The following is a 24,539-nucleotide window of genomic DNA, read 5'->3' on the forward strand; positions in this document are numbered from 1 at the left end:
AGGATGAGCGCGAGAAGCGCGTGTTCCCCGCACGAGCGGGGATGAACCGCCCGTGCCGCTTATGGCTTGGTGCATGGATAAGTGTTCCCCGCACGAGCGGGGATGAACCGGAAACGATCCTCTACCCATTAGCCGAGGATGAGTGTTCCCCGCACGAGCGGGGATGAACCGCCAGAAGTTCGTCAAGGGGGGTCATTGCCATAGTGTTCCCCGCACGAGCGGGGATGAACCTGTTCGGCTGGGCGTTGAGCAGCATGTCCACGGGTGTTCCCCGCACGAGCGGGGATGAACCCCCTGCGTACTTCGCCATATCGAACTCGCCCCGGTGTTCCCCGCACGAGCGGGGATGAACCGTAGATTATTTTCCTCATTTCCGGGGTATCCGCGTGTTCCCCGCACGAGCGGGGATGAACCGCACAAAGAACAGCCCTGCGATCTCCACGTAATGTGTTCCCCGCACGAGCGGGGATGAACCGTTCCTCTGTGTTGGCAGCGGTAGCCGCTAGTAGTGTTCCCCGCACGAGCGGGGATGAACCGTCCAATGCAGCTATCCTGTCCCGACATATGCGTGTTCCCCGCACGAGCGGGGATGAACCGCCTGGCGGCGTGATTGTCTGGAATGTTGCCGAGTGTTCCCCGCACGAGCGGGGATGAACCGGGGCAGTCAGCAACGATTAAGAAACTCCGCTCGTGTTCCCCGCACGAGCGGGGATGAACCGGACTACCTGGCGGTGAGCCCCTACGAGTCGAAGTGTTCCCCGCACGAGCGGGGATGAACCGGCGCTGGACTCGCAGGCGCACGCTCCGGCCTTGTGTTCCCCGCACGAGCGGGGATGAACCGTCGGCCGGGCTCTGCTCCGTAGAGATCTCCAGGTGTTCCCCGCACGAGCGGGGATGAACCCCCTTCGCCTCGCGCTTGACGAGCTTGGCGGTCGTGTTCCCCGCACGAGCGGGGATGAACCGACCCAGATTCTCCTGAACAGCGCCCTCTGGTTGTGTTCCCCGCACGAGCGGGGATGAACCGCCTCCTGTCGGTGCGGGGCTGGTGGCGATAGAGTGTTCCCCGCACGAGCGGGGATGAACCGGCGCTGACCCATATCATCAACGAACAGCTGTCGTGTTCCCCGCACGAGCGGGGATGAACCGTAGTGGATTTCACCCTGTACGACAGCCCCGTTGTGTTCCCCGCACGAGCGGGGATGAACCGACACGGGAATTCGTCTGCAGGATTACGCTGTAGTGTTCCCCGCACGAGCGGGGATGAACCGATGGTCTACACCAAGGGGACCGGCGCCGGCACGTGTTCCCCGCACGAGCGGGGATGAACCGGCACAATATGAGAACCATTGAAAATATAATCAGTGTTCCCCGCACGAGCGGGGATGAACCGCTGCAACCGGCTTTGGTTATCATGGACACTCCCAATGGTAGGTGTTCCCCGCACGAGCGGGGATGAACCGATCAGGCTTTCGCTGCTCTGCCCACACAATTCGTGTTCCCCGCACGAGCGGGGATGAACCGTTCACGATGAGTTTCCGTTCCTCGCTGTCGATGTGTTCCCCGCACGAGCGGGGATGAACCGATATTTTGGGCAAGGGGTGACATAGCCTAGCCGTGTTCCCCGCACGAGCGGGGATGAACCGGAGTTGTTTGCTGGCAGCGGTGAGGAGCGCACGTGTTCCCCGCACGAGCGGGGATGAACCGAAGGATGAGTTGCGCGGTATGGGATTGGGACCGTGTTCCCCGCACGAGCGGGGATGAACCGCGACGAGCGGTTGCTGTTCGGCCAGTTGCTTTGTGTTCCCCGCACGAGCGGGGATGAACCGCTCTATACTTCCCGGCTTGCTGAAAATTGTTAGTGTTCCCCGCACGAGCGGGGATGAACCGCTGCAGATGATGCTGCAAAACTTGCGGCGGAAGTGTTCCCCGCACGAGCGGGGATGAACCGAGCTTCACGCCCACAACGATACCAAGGATGATGTGTTCCCCGCACGAGCGGGGATGAACCGGTTGATTATCTAAGCTTCACAACCCGCCGTCAGTGTTCCCCGCACGAGCGGGGATGAACCGATACCCCCAGATATCGGCACAGGTAAAAGCACGTGTTCCCCGCACGAGCGGGGATGAACCGGTGATCGGCTCGCTGAACATGTCGGCTCCTTAGTGTTCCCCGCACGAGCGGGGATGAACCGTACTGGACGGCAGCGGGGGGGACCAGCGCTGCGTGTTCCCCGCACGAGCGGGGATGAACCGTTAACCCGCCTGGTAGGATGTTGTTTTATGGGGTGTTCCCCGCACGAGCGGGGATGAACCGGCGGCGCGATCTGGAACGCGGGGCCCCAACTAGTGTTCCCCGCACGAGCGGGGATGAACCGACAGGGGAGCATCAGTTAGGGCGAGCACAAAAGTGTTCCCCGCACGAGCGGGGATGAACCGCTGTCAATGGTGCTTGACTTGCTCATCAACTCGTGTTCCCCGCACGAGCGGGGATGAACCGGACTGGAACCGGGGGCGACCCCCGAACTATACGTGTTCCCCGCACGAGCGGGGATGAACCGGCGGTAGCCATGCCCCGTGCATAGGACTGCCAGTGTTCCCCGCACGAGCGGGGATGAACCGGAACATTTTGATAACGCCCTGTTTAATGATCTGTGTTCCCCGCACGAGCGGGGATGAACCGCCAACCAGGACGCCATCGCCGCCGCCGAGCTGGTGTTCCCCGCACGAGCGGGGATGAACCGCTGCTTCCAGAGGTTCGTTTTCCGGCTCTTCCGTGTTCCCCGCACGAGCGGGGATGAACCGTAATCAGTAAAAAGTGAAACGTAAACTTACGCGTGTTCCCCGCACGAGCGGGGATGAACCGGTGCAACCCGCCCTGCTCGGCCCGGCCTGTGCGTGTTCCCCGCACGAGCGGGGATGAACCGTAATCGGCACCTACAATGCGGGCGCGTCGTTCGTGTTCCCCGCACGAGCGGGGATGAACCGTCGAAACAGAAGAAAAGATCATCGTGGGCGGCGTGTTCCCCGCACGAGCGGGGATGAACCGGTAATAAGGGCCGCCCGACAAAAACCGATCTAGTGTTCCCCGCACGAGCGGGGATGAACCGGTTGCCGTTGGCGACGAGCAGCAGCTTTCCGTGTGTTCCCCGCACGAGCGGGGATGAACCGGAGCGCAACCATGCCAACCATACGGGTAAAGAGTGTTCCCCGCACGAGCGGGGATGAACCGATGGTCGGCAAATACATGCAGGGCTACACAATGTGTTCCCCGCACGAGCGGGGATGAACCGGGCCAACCTGCGCGTCGACGTATTCAAGGACGGTGTTCCCCGCACGAGCGGGGATGAACCGCCGGGAGTGTCATTCCACGATGTAGTCACAGTGTGTTCCCCGCACGAGCGGGGATGAACCGCTGACATGTAGGGATAAGGCAAGGCTGGCTCAGTGTTCCCCGCACGAGCGGGGATGAACCGTCGCCGGGGAGTATCTGCAAAAGGGCAAGACGTGTTCCCCGCACGAGCGGGGATGAACCGATGGCATTATTCGGGTGAGGGGTATTCAAGTTGTGTTCCCCGCACGAGCGGGGATGAACCGATGGCATTATTCGGGTGAGGGGTATTCAAGTTGTGTTCCCCGCACGAGCGGGGATGAACCGGCCGAACCAGAAGCACGATTATTCTTGAAGAAGTGTTCCCCGCACGAGCGGGGATGAACCGCCGTGACATTGAAGCAGATCAGCGCACCGCAGGTGTTCCCCGCACGAGCGGGGATGAACCGCCCACGATGCAGAGGTAGCGCGACTCGACAAGGTGTTCCCCGCACGAGCGGGGATGAACCGGACATACTGAGCGGCCTATTCGGCGGCAGCGCGTGTTCCCCGCACGAGCGGGGATGAACCGCCGTGCAGCTTCGTGCCGTACACCTTTTCCACGTGTTCCCCGCACGAGCGGGGATGAACCGGATAAGCAAGGAGATGGGCATACATATGACGCGTGTTCCCCGCACGAGCGGGGATGAACCCACGTCCCTGTGGGGTGGGTGGTGATGGCGGCGGTGTTCCCCGCACGAGCGGGGATGAACCGTTGCCTTGCGTGCTGTCATTATCCACTCACCGGTGTTCCCCGCACGAGCGGGGATGAACCGAACCCCCCCATCAGCAACGGATTGTTGAGATAGTGTTCCCCGCACGAGCGGGGATGAACCGAGCCATGGAACAGACAGATACCACCGCGGTCGGTGTTCCCCGCACGAGCGGGGATGAACCGGGCTGAAAATCAAGGGGCTGGCGCTGGTGGTTGTGTTCCCCGCACGAGCGGGGATGAACCGATCTATCAGGAGGTAACGTTCAACGAGGAGCGGTGTTCCCCGCACGAGCGGGGATGAACCGAGGCATGGGAATGGGGGGCGGTTAACCTTCAAGTGTTCCCCGCACGAGCGGGGATGAACCGGTCCGCGGAGTATCCAAATAGACTTTACGGATGTGTTCCCCGCACGAGCGGGGATGAACCGGACAACGTGGGCCGGCTCAAGATCAAGGGGAAGTGTTCCCCGCACGAGCGGGGATGAACCGTCAGCATTACCGCCAACGCCGGGGGCGCTCCCGTGTTCCCCGCACGAGCGGGGATGAACCGAAGGGCTGAAATCAATACACGCATTTGTCAAGGTGTTCCCCGCACGAGCGGGGATGAACCGACATGGCATCATTGAACAAGGTCCTGCTTATTGTGTTCCCCGCACGAGCGGGGATGAACCGTGATGATCCAGATCGTCGGCAGGCCTTCACACGTGTTCCCCGCACGAGCGGGGATGAACCGCTCAATTTCTCGGTATTCGAGCTTTGCGACAGGTGTTCCCCGCACGAGCGGGGATGAACCGTAGCAGCAAACGGCAGGTTGTAATACGCCCATGTGTTCCCCGCACGAGCGGGGATGAACCGGCCGACCCCTGGTGGAGCGGACTCATCCTGGAGTGTTCCCCGCACGAGCGGGGATGAACCGAAATTTGAAGATTTGAAGGGGAAGACGCTTGCGTGTTCCCCGCACGAGCGGGGATGAACTGCGATGAAATAGGCATTGACCGACCAAGCTGGACCTCCTGTGGATAGAGGCCGTGGACCCACATACTTCCCTTGATAGTCCCTGCGAATCCGTCGCCAACAGGCACGAGTGTTTTTGTTTCAACTCCCGCTGCCAGAGCTACCGTGTACTTCATGAGGGGAATCCCACTCTCAGTCACTTTGGCAAGATTTACAGCCCTCCCGATTTCCCTTTCCCCAAGAAAGACCGGTATCCCGTAGCCCCCAGTTGTGTCGTGAATTGAATCCGTGCAAGAATCGACATGGCATGTGTCCTTGGCGTCGTAAAGGGGAACGCCTTTGCAGAAAATATCTAACGTCGTAGTTGCTATCGGCATTTCCTTCATACTGGTTGCCCCCTTAATATTGGTAGGTAGTCAATTCATCATGCTGCCTTACGGCGCTTGGTGAGTTTGGTCATTTCCGTTGCTAGAGTCCAGAGTGCTCGGTTGAGCCGGACATCCTCGGAGACCGATTTTACCTCGCGTGTTGATATTCTGCGGTTTGTTTCACTCCGAGAATAACCCCGGATACCACCTTTTATGAGGTTCTCCTGAATGGTGTTGAAGGTCGTCCATAAGTTGCTCTTTCTGTCCTCGTAGCGGCGGGGAATGAGGAGTCTGGTGGGTTCAATGGGAGCGGTGCTGCGACCTTCATCGTTGCGCTCGTAGCGAATATCCAGAGCGGCCGTCGCGAAGACTCTTTGCTGGTCGGGAGTGAGGATGATATCCTGCATCCGCTTTACGTTCTTGGCAAGTCTCGGCACTTCCTTGGCAATATATTTCGCGGCATAGGCTACCTCTCGGATTACGTCGCCAGAATGACGGACACTGACCTTCTCGATGGTCCCTTCATCCACCATTAGGCCATTGGAGCAAATGAGGCGGAAGAGGCCAGCCATTGCCTGATAGGCGGCTCCGCCATCGTGGGCGTTGATGATGACAACTTCCGGGATAACTTCGCCAACAATGATCGGGGCGTCGGACTGGCGCAAGCGAATCATGTGTTTTGTGAAACCGACCTTCTCTTCTATACGGGTTCGCTGTTCTGTTGCTCTAACAGGGAGCCACCCCTTTCCCTTCAGGTTGCGCACGACCTCGATAGTGGGGATGAAGCTATAACGTTCGGACATTCCTTGGTATGGGGCCTCAGCGAAGATGGATGGTGCAAGTCTGTGCAAATCGGTTTCAGTAAGAGTCCTTGGTATGTGGTAGGCAGCGTTCATGCTATCTCCTTTCGTGAACCGGAACAGAACAATTCTGCCCCAATAGGAAAGGACCCCAACAAAAACTGATGTAAAACTCATATAATATCGAAGTGTTATGGAGAGGTGGTTAAATGCAAGTTAAACCTTTAGTTGTAGTAAGAACATCGTCAGATAATAGTTAACTATTTTATTGTAACATGCTGTAATGTAAGACCAATTACGTAGTTAATGTCGTTAGGTTTATGCTTAATTCCCATTCCACTACTTACCAGAGATTAGCCATAAACTTTCTCTGGCCGGTGTGCTGATAAGTAGTTTTAGGGGCCTATTTGGGGGCATTACTTATTTCTGGTAAATGTAACTAGCTATAATAATAAGTTTTATATATGTTGTTAAAAGTCGGTAGGGGCCACAAAATGCAGCCCTTCCGCTCATGCGGAAGGGCTTTTTTGTCTCTGCAATTCACCCCGTCGCTCTTCCTGCATGGTTTCGTGCCCATCCCGCTTTGCCATGGACTGCCAATTTTGGAGTCAATAATTACCTGTCCGTTGGTTCAGACGAAATTTCCGGCACGCTTTCTCTGTTGTTGCTGACAAAATAGGCATATTTGCCTGTGCACCAAATTTTTACGTGTAAATACAGAGTGATATGGTGTGGCACAACTTGTGCTTAAAGATGGTATAGCAACCTCGCAAATGGCAATGACGCCCTTGGGAATGATCCCTTGGGCGTTTTTTTTGTGACGGGAGAAAACCATGGACATCGGAACCGACATCATCATTGACGATACGACCTTGCGGGATGGCGAGCAGACAGCTGGCGTGGTGTTCAGTAGGGCAGAAAAAATTGCCATCGCTCGGATGCTCGATGGAATGGGAGTCCAGGAACTGGAGTGCGGCATTCCGGCGATGGGGGCGGATGAACAGAGTTCAATCCGGGCATTGGTCGACCTTGGACTGAACGCACGGCTGATCACCTGGAATCGGGCAGTCAAGGCCGATATTGAAGCGAGTCTGGCCTGTGGCGTGGAGGCGGTAGACATTTCGCTGTCAGTGTCGGATATCATGATCGAACACAAGTTACGCAAGAACCGGGAGTGGGTCAAGGAACAGCTGGTAACTTCCCTCGGGTTTGCCAAGAAGCACGGGCTCTACGTGTCGATCGGTGGAGAGGATGCAAGTCGTGCCGACATGGAGTTTCTCATGGAATTGATGCACATCGCCCGGGAACATGGAGCCGATCGCTTCCGCTTCTGCGACACCCTCGGCATCCTCGAACCGTTTACCATGTACGAAAAGGTGAGGTCCCTCCGGCAGGAGGTGCCGGAACTCGCGATTGAAGTGCACACCCATAACGATCTGGGGATGGCAACCGCCAACGCCATCGCGGGAATAAAGGGGGGTGCCCGTTTCGTCAACACCACGGTCAACGGTTTGGGAGAACGGGCCGGCAATGCTGCATTGGAAGAGGTGGTGATGGGGCTCAAGCTCGCATGCGGTATCGATCCGGGAATCGACACGCACCGGTTTCGGGAAATTTCCCGTTTGGTCGGCCGCGCTTCCCATCGGCCGGTCCCCGACTGGAAGGCAGTTGTGGGGGAAAAGGTCTTTTCCCATGAGTCGGGGCTCCATGCCGACGGCGTGCTCAAGGATCCCCGAAATTATGAAGGGTTCGATCCGGGCGAGGTGGGGTTGTCCCGCCATATCGTGGTGGGGAAACACTCGGGGGTGCATGGCCTGATCGAACGGTACCGGAAGATGGGGATCACGGTTGCCCGCGGGGAGGCCGAACGGCTTCTCTCCCACGTTCGTACCATCGCCCAGAACAACAAGAGAGCGCTCAGCGACCGCGACCTTTTCCGGCTCTATGCAGGCACTTCCACCTTTTCTCTCGCGGTTTGACGTATCGCAACTGGCTCTCTCCGCAGACGGAGACACAAAAAGCTTCCCACCGACTATCGGGAGCAGACTTCACCGGCAAAGGCGCCGCCAATAATCACAGGGGGCATCTTTGGGGTGCCCCGAAAATTCACGTGCGGTCCACGGATTGGTGGACGAAAGGAGCAGGACAATGAGACAGATCGCGATTTACGGCAAAGGCGGCATCGGCAAATCAACCACAACCCAGAACACGGTGGCGGGACTCGCATACCTCGGCAAGAAGGTCATGATCGTCGGCTGTGACCCAAAGGCCGACTCCACTCGCTTGATCCTTCACGCCAAGGCGCAGTCCACGGTTATGGACCTGGTGCGCGAGCGTGGTACCGTCGAGGACCTGGAACTGGAGGACGTTTTGAAGGTCGGTTACGGCGACACCAAGTGCGTCGAGTCCGGTGGCCCGGAGCCGGGTGTTGGCTGCGCTGGCCGCGGCGTCATCACCGCCATCAACTTCCTGGAAGAAAACGGTGCCTATACCGATGACCTCGATTTCGTCTTCTACGACGTTCTCGGTGACGTCGTCTGCGGCGGGTTCGCCATGCCGATCCGCGAAGGGAAGGCGGAGGAGATCTACATCGTCTGTTCCGGCGAGATGATGGCCATGTACGCGGCCAATAACATCGCTAAGGGTATCCTCAAGTACGCCTCTTCTGGCAAGGTCCGTCTCGGCGGCCTGATCTGCAACGCCCGCAAGACTGACAAGGAGTTCGAACTGGTCAGCGCCCTGGCCGCGAAGCTCGGCACCCAGATGATCCACTTCGTCCCTCGCGACAATCAGGTCCAGCGCGCCGAAATGCGCAGAATGACCGTTATCGAATACTCGCCCGAGCATCCGCAGGCACAGGAATACCGCACCCTGGCGGAAAAGATCCAGAACAACAAGATGCTGGTGGTGCCGACCCCGCTGGAGATGGAAGAGCTGGAAGACCTCCTGATGGAATACGGCATCATGGAGGCGGAGGATGAAGCGGTCGTCGGCGTAGCGGAAGCTGCAGCGAGATGAGAACTTCGGCTTCATAGGTCCTATACGAACCTATAGGACCTATGAGGCCTATAAGAAATCCAAGGAGCGAATTATGTCCACTGAGATAAAGAAAGTAGAAGGAATTACCAAGGAATCGACCCAGGAGATGATCGACAGGGCCCTGGAGATTTACCCGGACAAGGCCAAGAAGAAGCGGGTACCCCACCTGGCCCCCAATGAAGGCGAAGGGGCCTGCGTCAAGTCCAACCGTAAGACCATCCCCGGCGTGATGAGCGCCCGCGGTTGCGCCTATGCCGGTGCCAAAGGGGTCGTTTGGGGCCCTATCCGCGACATGGTGCATGTTTCCCACGGACCGGTCGGCTGCGGCTATTACTCATGGGGGACCCGGCGTAACCTGATGTCCGGGATCAACGGGGTGGATCAGTTCGCCATGCAGTTCACTTCCGACTTCCAGGAAAAGGATATCGTCTACGGCGGCGACAAGAAGCTCAAGACGTTGCTCCAGGAAGCCAAGGAACTCTTCCCGCTCGCCAAGGGGATCTCGGTCCTCTCCGAATGCCCGGTTGGTCTGATCGGCGACGATATCAATTCGGTGGCCAAGGCCTCTGCCAAGGAGCTCGACATCCCGATCATCCCCTGCAACTGCGAAGGCTTTCGCGGCGTTTCCCAGTCGCTCGGTCATCACATCAGTAACGATACGATTCGTGACTACATCATCGAGACCCGCGAGTTCCCCGAACCGATCGGGCCGTACGACATCGCACTGATCGGCGAGTACAACATCGGCGGCGACGCCTGGTCGACGAAACCGCTGCTGGAAGAGTGCGGTTTCAACGTCAAGTCTGTCTGGACCGGGGATGGCGAGATGGAGAAAATCGCCGCCACCCATCAGGTAAAACTCAACGTCATCCATTGCTACCGCTCCATGAACTATATGTGCAAGGTGATGGAAGAGAAGTACGGCATCCCCTGGATCGAGCTCAATTTCTTCGGTCCGACCAAGATCCGCAACAGCCTGCGCAAGCTGGCCGAGCTGTTCGACGACACCATCAAGGAGAAAGTGGAGGCGGTCATTGCCAAGTACGATCCGCTCATGCAGGCGGTGATCGACGAGTACAAGCCGCGTCTGGAGAGGAAGAAGGTCATGCTCTACGTCGGCGGGCTGCGCCCCCGGCACACGGTCAATGCCTACGAGGACCTGGGGATGGCAGTGGTCGGCTCCGGCTACGAGTTTGCCCATGGCGACGATTATGAGCGGACCTCCCCGGAAATGCCGGAGGCTACCGTCATTTACGATGACATCACCGAGTACGAATTCGAACAGTTTGCCGACACCCTGAAGCCCGACCTGATCGGCAGCGGCATCAAGGAAAAGTACCTGTTCCAGAAGATGGGGATCCCTTTCCGGCAGATGCACAGCTGGGATTACTCCGGTCCGTACCATGGTTACAAGGGGTTCCCGACGTTTGCCAGAGATGTGGATATGGCGATCAATAGCCCGACCTGGTCTCTGGTCAAGGCACCGTTCTAGGTAGACGGCGCCCGCTTTTGGGCCATCTCGGTGTTTCCTTCGTCATCGCTTGTGCGGCCTAGCGCTGCTAGCCTCCACGCTCTTCCTCGGAAGCCACCGACCTGACCTCAAAATCGGACGCCGAAAGGTACAACAAAATTAGGCGATGTGACGGATGAGTCTCTCGCCCAAAGGAGAAATATCATGGCTAACAACTTAGGCCTTGCAGTGAAGCCGGTGACCGAGACCCCCGTGGAGGAGGTCGAGCGGGTCGCGGCCTGGATCAACACCGAAGAATACAAGGACAAGAACTTTGCCCGGACCTCACTTGTCATCAACCCGGCCCATGCCTGTCAGCCGCTCGGCGCCGAGCTGGCCGCCCACGGCTTCGAAGGGAGCCTCCCCTTTGTGCATGGTTCACAAGGGTGTGCCTCCTACTACCGTTCCACCATGAACCGTCACTTCCGTGAACCGGCCCCGGCAGTCTCCGATTCCATGACCGAGGACGGTGCGGTGTTCGGTGGTCAGAACAACCTGCACGAGGCCCTGGAAAACGCCTATGCGCTCTACAAGCCGAAGATGATGCCGATCTTCACCTCCTGCATGCCGGAGATCATCGGCGACGACCTTACCGCTTTCATCAAAAATGCCAAGAACAAGGGGTGCGTGCCACAGGACTTTCCGCTTCCTTACGCCAACACCCCGAGCTTCAACGGTTCCCATATCCACGGGTATGATGCCATGCTTCTCTCCATCCTGCAGACCCTGACGGAAGGGAAAGCGGTTGAAGGGCGTTGTACCGGTAAATTGAACCTGATCGCCGGTTTCGACGCCAACACCGGCAACTACCGCGAGTACAAGCGGATACTGAAAGAGTTCGGCATACCCTATACCTTGCTGGCTGATATCTCCGAAACCTTCGACTCCCCTTTGGACGGTCATTACCGGATCTATCCCGGCGGCACCAAACTGGACGACGCGGCTGATTCCATCAACGGCAAGGCGACCATTACCCTGGGTCCCTATGCAACGGCCAAGACCTTCACTTGGATCAAGGATAACTATGCCGGCAAGCATGTGGCAATGCCGACCCCGTTCGGTATCACCAAGACCGACGCATTCCTGATGAAGATCTCCGAGCTCTTTGGCAAGCCGGTTCCCGAGTCGCTCAAGGCAGAGCGGGGCCGGGCACTAGACCTCATGACCGATGCCCACCAGTACATCCACGGCAAGAAGTTCGCTGTCTACGGTGACCCTGACTACCTGCTGGGTTACGTTTCCTTCCTCCTGGAGATGGGGGCTGTTCCCTATCACATCCTCTGCTCCAAGGGGACCAAGAAGCTGGAGAAGGAGATCCAGGCCCTGCTCGATGCCTCCATGTACGGCAAGGAAGGCAAAATCTACATGAACAAGGACCTCTGGCACCTGCGGAGCCTCATCATGACCGATCCTGTGGACGCCATGATCGGCGAGACCCACGGCAAGTTCGCGGCCCGCGATGCCAAGATTCCGCTTTTCCGCTTCGGCTTTCCGGTCTTCGACCGGGTCAATCTCCACCGTGTTCCGCTGGTCGGCTACCAGGGCGTGACCAACATGCTCTCGACCATCTGCAACAAGTTCATCGATATTACGGATGAGACTTGTGAAGATCGGTTCTTCGAGATGATGCGCTGATCTCCGTGCGGCCCTGCCCCGCGGAGCGTTTTTCAAGGTGTAGTCTGGGTCGGTTCCCCATGCTGCAGAAATGTTGGACCTCCTTCCAATGGGATTACATGGCGGCAGCGATGTCCCATGTAATCCACTTTTTCCCTGAACCGAATCGAGGTGCCCCATGGCGAAGCCCGACTGGTACGATACAACCGATTGTGAAACCCACGACGCCGGTGCCCCCAAATTCTGCAAGAAATCGGAGCCGGGAGAAGGGACCGAGCGCTCCTGTGCCTATGACGGCGCCCGCGTGGTGCTGATGCCGATTACCGATGTCATCCACCTGGTGCACGGCCCCATTGCCTGCGCCGGCAACTCCTGGGACAACCGGGGCGCCCGTTCCAGCGATTCCCAGCTTTACCGCCGCGGCTTTACTACCGAAATGCTGCAGAACGACGTGATCTTCGGCGGCGAAAAGAAGCTCTACAAGGCGATCCAGGAACTGGCGGGGCGCTATCCCGAGGCGAAGGCAATTTTCGTTTACGCAACCTGCGTGACCGCCATGACCGGCGACGACATCGAAGCGGTCTGCAAGGCGGCGGCGCAGAAGGTATCCATCCCGGTGATCCCGGTCAACACCCCCGGCTTCATCGGCGACAAGAACATCGGCAACCGGCTGGCAGGCGAAGTACTGTTCAAGCACGTCATCGGCACTGCCGAGCCGGCATTCACCACCGATTACGATATCAACCTGATCGGCGAGTACAACATCGCCGGTGACCTGTGGGGGATGTTGCCGCTCTTCGACAAGCTCGGGATCCGCATTCTCTCCTGCTTCAGCGGCGACGCCAGGTTCGATGATCTACGCTACGCCCACCGGGCCAAGCTGAACGTGATCATCTGCTCCAAGAGCCTTACCAATCTTGCCAAGAAGATGCAGAAGACCTATGGCATGCCTTATCTGGAGGGGTCGTTCTACGGCATGACCGACACCGCCAAGGCGCTGCGGGATATCGCCCGGGAGCTGGACGATATCGTCGGAGGGCTGGAAAAGCGGGTGATGCAGGATCGGGTTGAGAAGCTGCTGGAAGAAGAAGAGCCCCGCTGCCGGGAACGGCTTGCCCCCTACAGGGCGCGGCTGGCCGGAAAGCGGGCGGTACTCTTCACCGGCGGGGTCAAGACCTGGTCCATGGTCAACGCCCTGGCCGAGCTGGGGGTGGAGATCCTCGCCGCCGGCACCCAGAATTCGACCCTGGAAGACTTCTACCGGATGAAGTCGCTGATGCACCAGGATGCCCGGATCATAGAGGATACCAGCACCGCCGGGCTCCTGACGGTCATGTACGACAAGATGCCGGACCTGATCGTGGCCGGCGGCAAGACGAAGTTTCTGGCGCTGAAGACCAGGACACCGTTTCTCGACATCAACCATGGCCGTTCTCACCCCTACGCGGGGTACGAAGGGATGGTCACCTTTGCGAAACAGCTGGATTTGACGGTGAACAATCCCATCTGGCCGGTGCTCAACGGCAAGGCGCCGTGGGAAAAGAGCGAGCATGCGCGGGAAGCGGATATCCTCCGGACGGCAGGGTTGGCGGCACGGCTCGATACGGAGGATACGAGGGTCTCCCGGGTCAAGGTGCCGGTCAAAAACGCCACGGTGAACCCGCAGAAGAACTCCCCGGCCTTGGGTGCCACCCTGGCTTACCTGGGAATCGACCAGATGCTCGGGTTGCTCCATGGTGCCCAGGGATGTTCCACCTTTATCCGGCTGCAGCTTTCCCGGCACTTCAAGGAGTCCATCGCGCTTAACTCCACGAGCATGAGCGAGGATACCGCCATCTTCGGCGGCTGGGAAAACCTGAAGAAGGGGCTTGGCCGGGTCATGGAAAAATTCAGGCCCCGGGTGGTCGGCGTCATGACCTCGGGGCTCACCGAGACCATGGGGGACGACGTGCGAAGCGCCATCGTCCAGTTCCGCCAGGAGCATCCGGAGCATGACGGGGTGCCGGTAATCTGGGCATCGACCCCCGACTACTGCGGCTCCATGCAGGAAGGATACGCGGCGGCGGTGACGGCGATCGTTTCCGCCGTTCCCGAGGGTGGGGAGACCATCGCCAATCAGATCACCATTATCCCCGGCTGCCAGCTGACCCCGGCCGAGGTGGAGGAGATCAAGGAGAGTTGCGAGGCCTTCGGGCTCGATCCACTGGTGATTCCGGACATATCCAACGCACTGGACGGTCATATCGACGAAACCGTATCGGCCCTCTCCGTGGGGGGCGTGTCGGTGGAACGGATTCGCCTTGCGGGGCGGAGCGTAGCGACCCTCTACTTCGGCGATTCCCTGGCCGAGGCGGCGGGGGAGCTGCAGAAGAAATTCGCCATTCCGGCCTACGGTTTTACCTCCATCACTGGCCTGGCCGAGTGCGACCTGCTGATGACGGTCCTTGCCGCCATCTCCGGCAGGCCGGTACCGGAACGCTTCCGCCGCTGGCGGAGCCGCCTTATGGATGCCATGGTCGACTGTCACTACCAGTTCGGCCTGAAGAAGGTCTCCCTGGCACTGGAGGCCGATCACCTGAAGGGGATGACCACTTTTCTCGCCGGTCTCGGCTGCCATATCCAGGCCGCCATTGCCGCCACCCGGACCCGGGGGCTGGACCAGCTGCCGGTGGATAACCTCTTCGTCGGCGATCTGGAGGACCTGGAGGATGTCGCACAGGGCGCCGACCTGTTGGTGGCCAATTCCAACGGAAGACAGGCGGCGGCAAAACTGGGGATCAAGGCGCACCTGCGCACCGGCCTGCCGGTGTTCGACCGTCTCGGTGCCCACCAGAAGATGTGGGTGGGATACCAGGGGACCATGAACCTGGTTTTCGAACTGGCCACTATTTTCCAGGCCAATGCGAAGGAAGCGCAGAAACTGGCGCACAACTGAACGTAAAATCTTTTTTTACCACAGAGGGCACAGAGGATTTCAAAGGGAAGCAAGTCAGTGACCTGCTAATGTTGATGCCTTCCTGAAATCAGTTGTCCTTCCGGTCTGCACATGCCTCTTTTGTGAACCTCTGAGTACTCTGTAGTTATTTGCTTTCTTACGTTTCGAGAAAGGTGGATGAGATCATGAGAATTGCATTTACCAGCAAGACCGGCGAGATGATCGACCAGCACTTCGGCATGTCGACGGAGTTTCACATCTGGGAGATCGGGCCGGATGAGGCGAGCTTCCAGGAGGTGCTCAAGGTGGGAGCGCATGGCCAGGACGAGGAGGACAAGATCGCCGCGCGGGCGCATATCCTCGGCGGCTGCGCCATCGTCTATACCATGGCTATCGGCGGGCCGGCGGCGGCAAAGCTGGTGGCACAGAAAATCCACCCGATGAAGACCAACGCCGAGGTACCGGTGGCCGAGATCGTCGGCAAGTTGCAGGAAGTGCTGAAGGGGAACCCGCCGCCGTGGCTGCGGAAGGCGATGCATAAAGGCACCACCCCGGCGTTTGACGAAGAAGATTAAACGGGTGTCCGGGGGCACGGGCTGTTTTCCGGCCCCCGTCTCCCGCCCCCACTAACAACGGAGGATAGAACCATGGCTTACATTACCGGATTGAGAAGAGACAAGACCGAGTACACTCCCCAGTTCATCGTGGCGATCGATGAGGAAACCTGTATCGGCTGTGGCCGCTGCTTCAAGGTCTGCGTCCATGACGTGCTGGCGTTCGAGGAACTGGACGAGGATGATTCGGCAAAGATGTTCATGAAAGTGGAGAACCCCGGCAACTGCATCGGTTGCCAGGCATGCGGAAGGACGTGCTCGAAGAAGTGCTTCACCTTCGAACCGGTGGTATTGTAAAGCCGGAACCGGGGACCAGGGACCGGTATTTTGGAAGATTTTCCCCGGTCCCCGGTCCCTGTTAAAGGAGGTATTCCATGCTGATTGCAGTTGCTTCCAAAGATGGAAAAGAGATCAACCAGCATTTCGGCCATGCCGAACGGTTCCTGATTTACGAGGTCGAGGGGAGTGACGCGAAGCTGGTGGATGAACGGAAGGTGCAGCGCTACTGTACCTATGACCAGGATCATCCCCTGCGTGCCCACATCCTCCAGGAGATTGCCGATGCCCTGAAGGGATGCCGGGCGCTGGTCTGCGCCCAGATCGGCCAGGGGCCACAGATGGAGATGGAGCGGCTCGGCCTCGACACCTTCGTGGCCGACGGGTCCATCAGAACGACGCTGCTGGAATTGTCGAAAATTCTGTAGGAGCAGACACCTGGATTTACACGACAAGGGCGCACACAGCTGTACCTACGTGATCACAACGAGGTGATGGCCCATGACCACTTCCCCATTCAACCTTTGTAACCTTCCCCCGTGGGTCATTGCCTCGCGCCACTTCAACGATCACCCGCAACCGCTGGAAATTCAGGGAGTTCGCCAGGCGAACCGCTTTCTTTTCGAGAAGCTGGTTTCCGTCCCAACCCTGGAGCAGCGTGCCGAAATCTTCAACGACTACATGTCGGTCAAGTTCCAGCTCCATCAGTGGGAATGTCAGGGGACGGCAACCGCCCGCAAGAGCATCAGGAACAGCTATCTCCGGTTTCTCCGGGGGTGGATGATGGATGCCAACTCCGTCGAAGGGGCCGTGCTCAAGGGATGGGTGGAAAGCCGGCTCGGTCTGCCGCCGACGTTTCACAAGGTGCGGATTCCCGGCATCTTGAGCGAAGAATACCAGCTTTTCGCCTACGACCGGATGAAGGGAAGCGCCCGTACCAATGCCATCAACTCCCAGCTCGATCTCCTCTACGAATACTGTCAGTTCGAACTCGCCAGCCTCTATCCGGCTGATGGGCACATAACCCTTTACCGCGGCACCAATGATGCCGATGATTACGAACTCCTGGAAAATGAGGGGAGGCGGCTGCAGATCGTCCGGCTGAACAACCTGGTGTCGTTCACCTCGGACGAGGAACGGGCCTGGGAGTTCGGCGATACCGTCTGGGAGATCAAGGCGCCGCTGGCCAAGATATTCTTCTTCAATGGACTCCTCCCCAACAGCATCCTGAAGGGCGAAGGGGAATTTCTGGTGATCGGCGGAGAGTATCGGGTGCGGCGGGTCATGTGCACCGTTTGATTGGATTCGTGAACGTCGCTCTGTTGCCGGAAACGACCTCTTACGGGCTCTTTCCCGGCAGGGTGGTCACTGCCGGTCCGGCGCGTCGCCAGGGCATGCGCACCCCTCTGACGAGGAGCGGCAGCCGGCGCACCCCTTCTCCAGCTTCATTTCATGTCCGCTGACGGCCCAGTTGGCAACGGAATCGGCGGTGACCAGCCATTCTCCCTCCGCCAGTACGCCGCTGACAAACTTTCCCTTCATCAGCATCAACAGCCGGGTGGGTGTCGTTGCAAGCCTTTCCGCCGCTTCGTCAACCGTCAGGTATGCTACTCCGTCAATTACTCGTGCCATAACCGTCTCCTTTAACATGCTATAAATTCCTTACACGGAACATGCCAGCACCTGAAACAGCTTGCAGGCCGTGTCTTCGGCCGCCATGACAGTGGTTTTGCCCTTTCGCTGCCTGATTAATCACCAGTGGTGTCTAGGGGAAGAGCATACGTCACATCGTTTCTCCGCAAGTTCGCCACTTTTGGAGGGGCTGGACGTAACGTTGCCCCAGTATCCGGACTGACTCTTTCCCGTAACACAGCCGGTGACAAAGCGGCCCGTCATACGCCAATCATGCTTGTACATTTTTCGAAAAAAGGGTAGTCTCGTAACGCCGACTCAAGGTTGGCGCCGTGTAGCACATTACTTTACGTTTACAGGAGTCATGCGATGAAACAGTTTCTGAAATCCATTTCCTTTGCCTGGTTGCTGGTTCTACCCACTCTGGGAGTGGCGGCCGAGGGTAATGTCCCGACCGGCATAGCCGCCCCCCAGCCTGCAGCCTCTGGTCCGGCTTCGGTTGCGCCAGCGGCGGGCCACCCCGCTCCGGAAGGCAAAGGGGATGGCGCCGTCTCGGGGAAGATCGTCGAAACCATGAACAGCGGCGGGTATACTTATATTAATCTGGAAAGCAACGGGACGAAAACTTGGGTCGCCGTGCCGGAAACCCCCGTAAAGGTCGGCCAGGAGGTTAGCTGTGCATCGGGTACGGAGATGGGGAACTTCACCAGCAAGACCCTCAAGCGGAGCTTCGACCGGATTGTTTTCTGCAACACCCAGCTGGACAAGAAAGGTGGCGACACAGGTATCGGAGATAAATCTCCCGGGAGCAAAGGGGCGATAGTCGGTTCGGCCGAAACGGTCAAGGTGGAGAAAGCTGCCGGCGCCAATGCGTACACCGTTGGCGATATCTACAAGAACAAGGCAAAACTGGACAGAAAGAAGGTCGTGGTGAGGGGCAAGGTGGTCAAGGTGTCGGGCGGCATCATGGGGAAAAACTGGATCCATCTGCAGGACGGTAGTGGCAGTCGGAAAAAGGGGACCCACAACCTTGTGATCACTTCCCAGGAGTTGCCTGGGGTGGGGGATGTGGTGACCATGCAGGGTACCCTTTACAAGGATAAGGATTTTGGCAGCGGCTACAAGTACGACGTAATTATGGAAGAAGCGACGATCCAGAAATAATCGGGGTTTCCCCGTGTGGACTTCGTGTCTGCTTTCGAGGGTGTCGGGCCCCATCCGCGGAACTTCCCGAATTGAGCGTGACAGGAGTAGTTGATGTTTACCACGTCTGAGAAAACGGCAGCAATCCCGTTTGCCCCGGTACGGAGGGCTCTCCCTGAAGAGGTGCGGGGTGCCCGGTCCCGGATACTCGTGGAAGAGACCATTTCTCTTATTCTGGAAACGATGCCTGCCTATGGAGTTGTCCTCAACGAGGAGCGGCAGGTGCTGGCCGTCAATGGCAGGCTGCTGGCCGCCTTCGGCATCAACGACCCGGACGCCTTGGTCGGCAAGCGGCCGGGAGAGGCGATAAACTGTATCCACGCAGATGAAGGGCCGGGAGGATGCGGCACGGGGAGGCATTGTGCAGGGTGCGGCGCGGTAATGGCCATCCTGCAAAGCCAGCAGCAGGAGCATTCCTCGACCCAGGAGTGCCGGATTACCATGGATGCCGAAAGGTCCGCCAGCCTTGATCTGGAGGTGACGGCAACACCCCTGCAGGTTGGGGACATGCGGCTGACCGTATTTTCAATGCGGGACATCAGTGCCGAGAAGCGGCGTGATGTGCTGGAGCGGGTCTTTTTCCACGACATCATCAATACTGCCGGTGGCATTCGCGGTCTGGCCGAAGTTCTCGCCCGGGGGGACATTCTCACCCCCGAGCAGGATGGCGAATACCGTCGCTGGATGGTGAATCTGGCGCAGCAGCTGGTGGATGAGATCACCCACCAGCAGGAACTGGTGGCTGCGGAAAAGGGGGAGTTCCGCCCGACTCTCAAGGTCCTGTCGGTGCCGGAACTGTTGCGCGAGATCCAGACCCTCTATGTCAACCATGACATTGCATCGGGGAGGAACCTGCTGCTCGGGACGGTGCCGGAATGTCACATCGTCAGCGACAGGGCCATCCTGCGCCGAATCCTCGGCAATATGGTGAAAAATGCCCTGGAGGCGACCGCTGCGGGGGAGGACGTGACGATTTCCGCAGAGACGGGACCCGACACCATAACGCTCTGTGTGCATAACCCGGGGGTCATTCCCCAGGAAACGCAGTTGCAGATATTCCAGCGTTCCTTCAGCACCAAGGCTGAAGTGGGGCGTGGGATCGGCACTTACAGCATCAAGCTGTTCGGCGAGCGCTACCTGGGAGGGAAGGTCCATTTTTCCAGCCGCGAGCCCTATGGCACCACCTTTTGTCTCACCCTCCCGAAGGAACATTCCCTGTCATGATGAGCAGGGCTAACCGTTTCGGCGCACCTCCAGAATAAAAAGCTTGCAATCGTAAAGAAATGCCTCTATAGTACGAAGCTTGCTTGTTTCCAGCCCGGCGGCTTGCAGTCACCATGCCGCCCCCGCTGCATCGCTCACTAACCCCCCTCTCTGTTTTCGGCTATCTCCCCTGAAACAGCGTACGACACACGGTTGGCGACGATGAATCAAAGTCGGTCGTCCCTGTGTTGTCGCCGTTTACGTCTGTGGATCATCCGTTTGGTCCCACGGCCCTCGCATGCCTCCGCCAGCCAATGAAAAGGATATCCATGTCGTTTGCAGATCTGCAGCTTTCTTCCGCCATTCTCAAGGCCGTTACCTCGTGCGGTTACACCGACCCTACTCCGATCCAGGAGCAGGCCATTCCCAAGGCCCTTGCCGGTCACGACCTCATGGCCACTGCCCAGACGGGTACCGGGAAAACGGCGGCCTTCGTGCTTCCTGCCCTCAATCGCCTGTCCGAGCCTTCCTTGCTTAAGGGGCGTGGGCCCCGGATACTGGTCCTGACACCGACCCGTGAGCTGGCCAACCAGGTTACCGACGCGGTCCGCACCTATGGCAAATTCATGCGCGTCAGGAGTGCCGCCATCCTCGGCGGGATGCCCTATCGTGAGCAACTCCGCCTTCTCTCCCAGCCCCTCGACATCGTAGTGGCAACACCAGGTCGGCTCATCGACCACCTGGAGCGGGGGAGCATTACCCTGAACCGGCTTGAGGTGCTGGTGCTCGATGAGGCGGACCGGATGCTCGACATGGGGTTCAGCGAGGACGTTGACCGGATTGCCGCCGCTGCCCCCGCCGATCGTCAGACCCTCCTCTTCACGGCGACCATGGACAAGACCATGGCAGGTCTGGCCCAGCGTCTTTTGCGCGAACCGGTGCGGATCGAGATCGCTCCCAAGCAGATCACCCACGACACCATAGAGCAGCGGCTCCACGTTGCTGACAGTCTGCAGCATAAGAACCGCCTGCTCCAGCATCTCATCTCCGATCCGGACCTCACTCGGGCGATCATCTTCTCTGCCACCAAGGTTGCGGCCGACCAACTGGCAAGCGAGCTCCATGCCCAGGGGCATTCTACTGCCGCCCTCCACGGCGACATGACCCAGGGGGCGCGCAATCGCACCATTACCAACATGAAGCGGGGCAAGGTCCGACTGCTGGTTGCCACCGACGTGGCGGCGCGGGGACTGGATGTTACGGGGGTCAGCCATGTCATCAATTTCGACCTGCCGAAATTTGCCGAAGACTACGTCCATCGCATCGGTCGTACCGGCCGGGCAGGCGCCAGCGGCATCGCCATCTCCTTTGCCTCTCTCAACGAGATCCACTACCTGGAAAAGATCGAGCGCTTCATCGGCAAATCGCTCCCCCAGCACGTCATCCCCGGCCTTGAGCCGACCCGGCCGCTGCGTGCCCGGACCGGCAATGGTCCCCGCGGCGACTCGCGCGGTCCTGGCCGGAAACCGGGCAAGTTTTCCGCAGGTGGTCAGCGTAGCGAGCAGGGAAAGGGCGAGGCTGCAGGCAAGTCCCGCATTAAGAAATGGGGTGCCCCGCGCCGCGAACAGTCACCGGTAGTGGTGGAGCATCGGGGCAGTGGCTCCGGTCGTTCTGGCCGGCGGGTCATCTAGTTAGCACGCACAACCCTGATGTGACTCATTGGCGCCCCCTTCCGAACGGGAGGGGGCGTTTTTTTTGTACACGTTGGCTGTTTGGTCGGATGCTGTGTTTGGTTATTTAGCGTATATATCGAATTTCTCGTCATGTTGCAGGGTACGTATAACCCGCCGATAAAACATAATATACCGCCTGTTGATCGTTATGCGAGTTAATTGCTAACGGTTATTTCGCGCAGTATTGCCGACTGAAAGCACGCGATAGCATTGCAGTTTAAATATATATTAATATGAATTATGACTAATTGTGCAATATGTCAAAATTACAGCTGTTTTTGTTTTAGGAGATTATAATTTTAATGAAGGTCGTGTCTGGCTTTTGTTATGCATTTTGGTGGAGAACAACGACGTGCGCAATTTTCGGAGGTTGCCATGGATTTTTTGTCTGCCATGATGCTCGTGATAACAGTCATTTTGCTCTCCCTGTCATTTCCGCGGATCTATGGAGATTGGCTGTCGTTTCAGAACCATCTGGAAATGGGGGAGAGGGAGCCGCTCCGGGAACTGCTGGCTGACAAAAAGCTCTGGATGCATCGACATTTTTGCTTTGCCGTCCTTGCCCTCGTGATGGCGAAGGTCGTCGAAGGCACCCCCCTTGCTGAAGGGGCGCCACGGCTGTCCCAGGTCACGGCGGTCTATGCAGTCATCTCGCTGATGCTGGCCTTTGTCGAATCACTGTTTGCCCAGAAGATCACCGCACTACTCGCCGGGGCGCAGGAGAGCCGGAGGAACGACTCGGACTATCCGTGAAACGAAGCGCTTGCACACCACAACGTAGTGCCGCATGAACTATCTCACAACCTGACGTGGTATCTCTCGGATCCTTTCCCCCCCCCTGATCTCTCCTCCACTGCCCGCTATGTCGAATCAAGCCGTACAATCGCACTTTGCGCGGAATGCCGTTTCGTGTATGATGCCGGCATGACTGTCTTCATCCTGATTGCCTTTCTGCTGATCACCGCCAGCGGTTACCTCCTCCGCGCCCTCAACCTGCGGCACCTGCGTGCCCACGGCAACCAGATTCCCCCTGGCTTCGAGGGAATCATCGACGGTGAGACACTGCGCCGGACCGTCGCCTATACTCTGGACCAGAGCCGGGTCGGGCTGCTGGAATCGATTATTGACAACCTCTTGCTGCTCCTCTTCCTGTTCGGGGGGCTCCTTCCCCTTTATGACCGATGGGTCGCTTCACTTGCCCCTTCGTTCATCGGCGGCGGAGTCCTCTTCTTCCTTCTGATTACCCTTGCCCAGACCCTGCTGGGCATCCCCTTCGATCTCTACCGGACCTTCCGGCTCGAAGCCCGCTACGGATTCAACACCACCACTCCTCGTCTCTGGTTCGCCGATCTCTTGAAAGGGGCTGCCATCACCGTGATTCTGCTCGGCGGCCTGGCAGCAGGAGCGCTGGCCCTGGTCCGCTGGAGCCCTGCGTGGTGGTGGCTCTTGGTCTGGGGGTTTCTTGCCGCCGTGTCCCTCTTCCTCATGTACCTCTCTCCCTACGTCATCGAGCCGTTGTTCAACAAGTTCGAGCCGGTGAAGGAGGCGGGACTGGAAGATGAAATCCGCGCCATGGCAGAACGGGCCGGACTCACGGTGAGCCGAGTCATGCAGGTGGACGCATCGAAGAGGAGCCAGCATTCCAACGCCTACTTCACCGGCATTGGCCGGGTGAAGCGGATAGTGCTCTACGACACCCTCATCCGGCAGATGACCCACCAGGAGATCCTGGCAGTGCTCGCCCACGAGATCGGCCACTGGAAGAAGGGACACATCTGGAAACAGCTGGTGATGACCGAGGTGGGGGCACTCCTTGTCTGTTACGTGGCGTGGTGGCTGCTGGGGTGGGGTGGTCTCCCCGGTCTGCTCGGCATGGATGGCGGCTCATTTGCAGCCCAGCTGACGATCCTTGCCTTCCTCGGGTCGCCGGCTGCCTTTCCCCTTACCCCCTTCTTCAGCTGGCTCTCCCGTCGCCACGAATGGGAGGCGGACCGGTACGCCATGGAGCTCTCCGGCCGACCGGAGGCGCTCGCCTCCGCCCTCATCAAGCTGTCCGCGGAAAACCTCGCCAACCTCCATCCCCATCCCATCTTCGCCTGGTTCTACTATTCCCATCCCCCGGTAGTGGAGCGGGTGCAGCGGCTGCGGGATGCACCCACACCGGTCGAATGAATCAATAACGGCATTTACTCATGCAAAGGCGCAAAGCTCGCAAAGAACAACTCGTGCAGGAAAACTACACCGAATGAAAAAAACAGCCCCACAAGCTATACGCATTTGAGGGGCTGTTTAAAGTTACGGAAATGGCCCCGACATCCGGGGCCACTGACGTCATCATTGTGCGCTCCTTAAAAGAGCTGTCAATTGGGTACTTGCGACCGAATGCACGAATATACGACCACGTTGCGAGAAGAGGGATAAGGCATTTTGAAGGTTCGAGTCTTGTATGGCTCTCCAGCGCGGACAAATCTGGGAACCAATGGAAGAACTTGTTTGTTCTGCTAACCGCCGAAATAGCCACGATCAGCGCTCCTTCCTTACCACCGGTTACGCTTTATTATTCCACTCTGTTTTACC

General features: G+C 58.4%; 16 protein-coding genes and 1 CRISPR repeat array (1 of these 17 only partly in view). Of the genes, 14 read left to right on the forward strand and 2 right to left on the reverse strand.

Going from position 1 to position 24,539, the window contains the following annotated elements:
* Window positions 1-5,058: a CRISPR direct-repeat array (repeat unit 29 nt; unit sequence GTGTTCCCCGCACGAGCGGGGATGAACCG); it begins 1,750 nt to the left of the window's first position.
* A 401-nt stretch (window positions 5,059-5,459) separates the two neighbouring features.
* Entirely contained in the window at window positions 5,460-6,206 is a 747-nt protein-coding gene (locus LDN04_RS05595) for a DUF932 domain-containing protein (RefSeq protein WP_223907422.1), read from the reverse strand.
* Between the two features lie 830 nt (window positions 6,207-7,036).
* On the opposite strand from LDN04_RS05595, the gene nifV reads away from it, so the two are divergent.
* The 9 genes from nifV to LDN04_RS05640 all read left to right on the forward strand — a co-directional run bounded on the left by nifV (window position 7,037) and on the right by LDN04_RS05640 (window position 17,490).
* Window positions 7,037-8,182 carry a homocitrate synthase gene (nifV, locus tag LDN04_RS05600; protein WP_223907424.1) on the forward strand — a complete coding sequence of 382 codons (1,146 nt, stop codon included), beginning with the start codon at window positions 7,037-7,039 and terminating at the stop codon, window positions 8,180-8,182.
* 169 nt (window positions 8,183-8,351) lie between these two features.
* Window positions 8,352-9,221 carry a nitrogenase iron protein gene (gene nifH, locus LDN04_RS05605; RefSeq protein ID WP_223907426.1) on the forward strand — a complete coding sequence of 290 codons (870 nt, stop codon included), beginning with the start codon at window positions 8,352-8,354 and terminating at the stop codon, window positions 9,219-9,221.
* A gap of 73 nt (window positions 9,222-9,294) precedes the next feature.
* A complete protein-coding gene (gene nifD / locus LDN04_RS05610) occupies window positions 9,295-10,734 on the forward strand; it encodes a nitrogenase molybdenum-iron protein alpha chain (RefSeq protein WP_223907428.1) in 1,440 nt (479 codons plus the stop codon).
* Between the two features lie 183 nt (window positions 10,735-10,917).
* Window positions 10,918-12,387, forward strand: a complete 1,470-nt coding sequence (gene nifK, locus LDN04_RS05615) for a nitrogenase molybdenum-iron protein subunit beta (RefSeq protein WP_223907430.1) — start codon at window positions 10,918-10,920, stop codon at window positions 12,385-12,387.
* Between the two features lie 157 nt (window positions 12,388-12,544).
* Window positions 12,545-15,301 (forward strand): bifunctional nitrogenase iron-molybdenum cofactor biosynthesis protein NifEN, encoded by a 2,757-nt coding sequence (locus tag LDN04_RS05620; protein WP_223907432.1) that lies wholly within the window; start codon window positions 12,545-12,547, stop codon window positions 15,299-15,301.
* 185 nt (window positions 15,302-15,486) lie between these two features.
* Window positions 15,487-15,876, forward strand: a complete 390-nt coding sequence (gene nifX / locus LDN04_RS05625; protein ID WP_223907435.1) for a nitrogen fixation protein NifX — start codon at window positions 15,487-15,489, stop codon at window positions 15,874-15,876.
* A gap of 72 nt (window positions 15,877-15,948) precedes the next feature.
* Window positions 15,949-16,212, forward strand: a complete 264-nt coding sequence (gene fdxB, locus LDN04_RS05630) for a ferredoxin III, nif-specific (protein WP_214173572.1) — start codon at window positions 15,949-15,951, stop codon at window positions 16,210-16,212.
* Between the two features lie 77 nt (window positions 16,213-16,289).
* Window positions 16,290-16,619: a NifB/NifX family molybdenum-iron cluster-binding protein gene (locus LDN04_RS05635; protein ID WP_223907440.1), complete on the forward strand. Its 330-nt coding sequence runs from the start codon at window positions 16,290-16,292 to the stop codon at window positions 16,617-16,619.
* Between the two features lie 73 nt (window positions 16,620-16,692).
* A complete protein-coding gene (locus LDN04_RS05640) occupies window positions 16,693-17,490 on the forward strand; it encodes an NAD(+)--dinitrogen-reductase ADP-D-ribosyltransferase (RefSeq protein WP_223907444.1) in 798 nt (265 codons plus the stop codon).
* Window positions 17,491-17,556: 66 nt separating this feature from the next.
* Here LDN04_RS05640 and LDN04_RS05645 read toward each other — a convergent pair whose 3' ends face one another.
* Window positions 17,557-17,823: a hypothetical protein gene (locus LDN04_RS05645; protein ID WP_223907447.1), complete on the reverse strand. Its 267-nt coding sequence runs from the start codon at window positions 17,821-17,823 to the stop codon at window positions 17,557-17,559.
* Window positions 17,824-18,192: 369 nt separating this feature from the next.
* Between LDN04_RS05645 and LDN04_RS05650 the strand changes: the two genes are divergently transcribed.
* The 5 genes from LDN04_RS05650 (at window position 18,193) to LDN04_RS05670 (ending at window position 24,134) form a co-directional block, all read left to right on the forward strand.
* The gene (locus tag LDN04_RS05650; protein ID WP_223907449.1) at window positions 18,193-18,987 is read left to right on the forward strand and encodes a DNA-binding protein; all 795 of its coding nucleotides are present in this window, start codon (window positions 18,193-18,195) and stop codon (window positions 18,985-18,987) included.
* 93 nt (window positions 18,988-19,080) lie between these two features.
* Window positions 19,081-20,250: an ATP-binding protein gene (locus LDN04_RS05655; protein WP_223907451.1), complete on the forward strand. Its 1,170-nt coding sequence runs from the start codon at window positions 19,081-19,083 to the stop codon at window positions 20,248-20,250.
* A gap of 308 nt (window positions 20,251-20,558) precedes the next feature.
* Complete coding sequence (locus LDN04_RS05660) at window positions 20,559-21,920, forward strand: DEAD/DEAH box helicase (RefSeq protein ID WP_223907454.1); 1,362 nt, start codon at window positions 20,559-20,561, stop codon at window positions 21,918-21,920.
* A 417-nt stretch (window positions 21,921-22,337) separates the two neighbouring features.
* The gene (locus LDN04_RS05665) at window positions 22,338-22,715 is read left to right on the forward strand and encodes a hypothetical protein (protein WP_223907457.1); all 378 of its coding nucleotides are present in this window, start codon (window positions 22,338-22,340) and stop codon (window positions 22,713-22,715) included.
* Window positions 22,716-22,886: 171 nt separating this feature from the next.
* Window positions 22,887-24,134, forward strand: a complete 1,248-nt coding sequence (locus LDN04_RS05670) for a M48 family metallopeptidase (protein WP_223907460.1) — start codon at window positions 22,887-22,889, stop codon at window positions 24,132-24,134.
* Window positions 24,135-24,539: the final 405 nt, after the last annotated feature.

Origin of the sequence: Geobacter sp. AOG1 (assembly GCF_019972315.1) — a bacterium.
GTDB lineage: Bacteria > Desulfobacterota > Desulfuromonadia > Geobacterales > Geobacteraceae > Geomobilimonas.